This window comes from Streptomyces sp. NPDC059456 (genome assembly GCF_042750055.1).
Lineage (GTDB): Bacteria > Actinomycetota > Actinomycetes > Streptomycetales > Streptomycetaceae > Streptomyces.
The window spans coordinates 1-2,275 of the sequence record NZ_JBHYVA010000972.1; the positions used below are offsets into that span (position 1 = coordinate 1).

The following is a 2,275-nucleotide window of genomic DNA, read 5'->3' on the forward strand; positions in this document are numbered from 1 at the left end:
CCCCGCCCCCGCCCCCCCCCCCCCCCACATCCTCCCTGGGTCGCCGCCCCCCGCGATCTCCCCACCGCCATACCACGGCAGCGTCCGACGGCCCGAAGCGTCCGCACCCTCCGGCTCTCGGCGCGGGGCGGTCAGCCGCGGAGGGCCTGGACCGCGGCCTCCAGCCGCTTGCCGAAGTCGCCGTCCGCCTGGCGGAAGTTCTCGATCGCGCGCTCGGCGAGGTCGTCACGGGAGACCTTGGCGATGAAGCCGGACAGGTTCTCGATCAGACGGGACTTCTCGTCCTGCGACATCAGCCGGTAGAGGTTGCCGGCCTGCACGAAGTCGTCGTCCTCGGAGTGCACCGGGGCGGCGTGGTTGCCCGTGCCGCCGGTCACCGGGGCGGACTGCCACAGCGGGCGGCCGGTCTGGTGCGGGCCGCCGAAGCTGTTCGGCTCGTAGTTCTTCGCACCCTTGTGGCGGCCGTCGTACAGGAAGCCGTCACGGGAGTTGGTGCGCGCCTCGGTGGCGTGCGGGCGGTTCACCGGCAGGTGGTCGGCGTTGATGCCGACGCGGTAGCGGTGGGCGTCGCCGTACGCGAAGAGGCGGCCCTGGAGCATCTTGTCGGGGGACGGACCGATGCCGGGGACGAAGTGGGCCGGGCTGAAGACGGACTGCTCGACCTCGGCGAAGACGTTCTCCGGGTTGCGGTTGAGCTCCAGCTTGCCGATCTCGATCGGCGGGTAGTCCTCGTGCGGCCACACCTTGGTGAGGTCGAACGGGTTGAAGCGGTACTGGGCCGCGTCGGCCGCCGGCATGATCTGGACCTGCACGGTCCAGGTCGGGAAGTCGCCGCGCTCGATGGCCTCGCGCAGGTCGCGCTGGTGCGAGTCGGGGTCCTCACCGGCGAGCTTGTTGGCCTCGGCCTGGGTGAGGTTCTTGATGCCCTGGTCGGTCTTGAAGTGGTACTTGACCCAGAAGACCTCGCCGGCCTCGTTGTTCCACTGGAACGTGTGCGAGCCGTAGCCGTTCATGTGGCGGTAGGACGCGGGTATGCCGCGGTCGCCGAACAGCCAGGTCACCTGGTGGGTGGACTCGGGCGACAGACCCCAGAAGTCCCAGACGTTGTCCGCCTCCTGCGAGCCGGTGTACGGGTCGCGCTTCTGGGTGTGGATGAAGTCCGGGAACTTGATGGCGTCCTTGATGAAGAACACCGGGGTGTTGTTGCCGACGAGGTCGTAGTTGCCCTCTTCGGTGTAGAACTTCAGCGCCCAGCCGCGGGGGTCGCGCACCGCGTCGGCCGCACCGAGGTTGCCCGCGACGGTGGAGAAGCGCAGGAACGTTTCCGTCTGCTTGCCGACCTCGGACAGGAACGCGGCCCGGGTCCACTGCGAGACGTCACGGGTCAGGGTGAAGGTGCCGTACGCACCGGCGCCGCGGGCGTGCACCACGCGCTCCGGGATGCGCTCGCGGTTGAAGTGCGCCAGCTTCTCCAGCAGCAGCTGGTCCTGGACCAGGACGGGACCACCGACGCCGGCCGTCTCGCTGTTCTGGTTGTCGGCGACCGGAGCCCCGGCCTCCGTGGTGAGCGGTCCCTGCGTCACGTGCGCCTCCTGCGTCATTCCTGCCATGTGCCTGTCCTCGGCCTTGCTGCACTCGATCCTACGATGGACTTTGTCTAAGTCAAGTAAGGTTCCAACTCCACACAGGTTCGGGAGTTACACCGAACCCTGCGCTGTTAGGCTGGTGTCCATGAGTGACCTGCTGGAACGACTTCGCGGCCGCGGATGGCGCATGACCGCACAGCGGCGCGTCGTGGCCGAGGTGCTCGACGGTGACCACGTTCACCTGACGGCCGACGAGGTGCACGCGCGCGCGGTGGACAAGCTGCCGGAGATCTCGCGCGCCACCGTCTACAACACGCTGGGTGAGCTCGTGTCCCTCGGTGAGGTCCTGGAGGTCTCCACGGACCGCCGGGCCAAGCGGTACGACCCGAACGCCCACCAGCCCCACCAGCACCTGGTCTGCGCCCAGTGCGGCGCGATCCGCGACGTGCACCCGTCGGGCAACCCGCTGGCCGACCTCCCCGACGCGGAACGCTTCGGCTTCGTCGTCTCGGCGGTCGAGGTGACGTACCGGGGGCTCTGCCCGTCCTGCGCGGGCGCCTGAGGAACCGCACTGACGAAGGGGCCCCGCGCGCGGGGCCCCGGCGCCCGCTGGTTTCGGCGGCCCGCGCCCCGCAGAACCCCCCCGCACCAGCGAGAGCGCGGGCCGGCGCAGTCAGCGCCGGCGGCGC

Annotated in this window: 2 protein-coding genes; one reads left to right on the plus strand and one right to left on the minus strand. The window is 69.9% G+C overall.

Annotation, left to right across the window (positions count from 1 at the left end; all coding sequences use genetic code 11):
• Window positions 1-131: 131 nt before the first annotated feature.
• Window positions 132-1,601, minus strand: a complete 1,470-nt coding sequence (locus ACFXA3_RS41215) for a catalase (RefSeq protein ID WP_385196420.1) — start codon at window positions 1,599-1,601, stop codon at window positions 132-134.
• Between the two features lie 130 nt (window positions 1,602-1,731).
• Here ACFXA3_RS41215 and ACFXA3_RS41220 point away from each other — a divergent pair, with 130 nt between their 5' ends.
• Window positions 1,732-2,148, plus strand: coding sequence for a Fur family transcriptional regulator (locus tag ACFXA3_RS41220; RefSeq protein WP_053784599.1), 417 nt, complete (start codon window positions 1,732-1,734; stop codon window positions 2,146-2,148).
• The last annotated feature ends 127 nt before the right edge of the window (window positions 2,149-2,275 follow it).